The sequence below is a fragment of the Moorena sp. SIO3I6 genome (assembly GCF_010672095.1).
This window is the reverse complement of record NZ_JAAHHU010001381.1, coordinates 1-1,365: the sequence shown is the minus strand read 5'-3', so window position 1 is coordinate 1,365 and position 1,365 is coordinate 1. Positions and strand designations below refer to the sequence as shown.

The following is a 1,365-nucleotide window of genomic DNA, read 5'->3' as shown; positions in this document are numbered from 1 at the left end:
TGGCAGAAACCTTAACAACTAGTGAAAATAACACAGTACGGGCTAGCTGTGCAAAAGCGCTGGCTTCGATCGCTCTTAACTACTCAGAAGAAACTTTCCCAACTGTGGGGTTGCAGAGTCTACAAACCGCCCTTAAAGACCCAGATCCCGTTGTCAAAATATCGACAGTTGGCGCACTGGGAACCATTGGTCCACCAGCTTTTGAAGCCCTAGTGGCTGCTTTGGACATCGACGATATTGCGCTTCAAGTTACTGTGCTACAGGCTCTAGGTTCCTTAGGGGATGAGAGAGCTATGGAAGTGCTATCTGCTAAAGCTGAGAATCAGGAAGCCGACCCCTATATCCGAGAATCAGCAGCTAGTTCGATATCACGCTTGGAACAGTTGCTAAACTTTGGTTCAAGCAGGAAAGCATCTCGGGAATAATACCAGAATAATCCAATTATTTGTTGTCATTGAAACCAAAAATTATCCCCAAAACTATCAACCAAGGAAGCCAGGGGACGTGGGATAATTATTGATGCTTTCCGGCACTAGCTAAAACAATCTCCGGCTACGCCTCTTATTCAACTCTGTTTTGCCAATGGTTGCCCAACGCTTTAACTCAGCAATTTGTTTTTGTAAAGTGGCGATCCGATCCTCTTGCTCTTGATTATGCTGTCTCAAAGACTCATAACTCTTGGTAGGTTGATTAGCCGAAGATTTTTGTTTAGACAACTGATGCTCTAACTCAGCAATACGCTTCTGTTGGTCTTGAGTTTGCTGTTGTATAACCTGATTACTTTCTACTTGTTGCGCCGCCTGGGATTGTTGGTCAGCTAACTGCTTCTGTAACTTTTTCACCAGATTAGATTGCTCTTGAGCCTGCTGTTCCAGAGCTTGGTTACTCTCTACCTGTTGTGTTGCTAGAGATTGTTGTTGAGCTAACTTCTGTTGTAAGTCTTCAATCACATTAGCTTGCTGTTGAGCTTGATGTTGTAAAGACTGATAGCTTTCGGTTTGTTCAGCAGTTTCAGATTTTTGGTCAGCTAGCTCCTTCTGTAATTTCTTAACCAGAGTAGCTTGCTGTTGAGCCTGCTGTTGTAAAGACTGATAGCTTTCGGTCTGTTCAGCAGTTTCAGATTTTTGGTCTGCTAGCTGCTTCTGTAACTTCTTGACCAGATTAGATTGCTCTTTAGCCTGCTGTTGCAAAGACTGATAACTTTCCGTTTGTTCAGCAGTTTCAGATTTTTGGTCAGCTAGCTGCTTCTGTAACTTTTTGACCAGATTAGATTGCTCTTTAGCCTGCTGTTGTAAAGACTGATAGCTTTCCGTTTGTTCAGCAGTTTCAGATTTTTGTTGAGCTAACTTCTGTTGTAAGTCTTCA

The 1,365-nt window shown here is 43.0% G+C and carries 1 protein-coding gene and 1 pseudogene; one reads left to right on the top strand and one right to left on the bottom strand.

Features of this window, described 5'->3' with window-relative positions; all coding sequences use genetic code 11:
- Positions 1 to 425: HEAT repeat domain-containing protein (locus tag F6K49_RS49515; protein ID WP_293110124.1), on the top strand; the 425-nt coding region annotated here is incomplete at its 5' end.
- Between the two features lie 111 nt (positions 426 to 536).
- On the opposite strand, the pseudogene F6K49_RS49510 reads toward F6K49_RS49515, so the two are convergent.
- Positions 537 to 1,365: pseudogene (locus tag F6K49_RS49510) on the bottom strand (hypothetical protein); the annotation flags it as partial.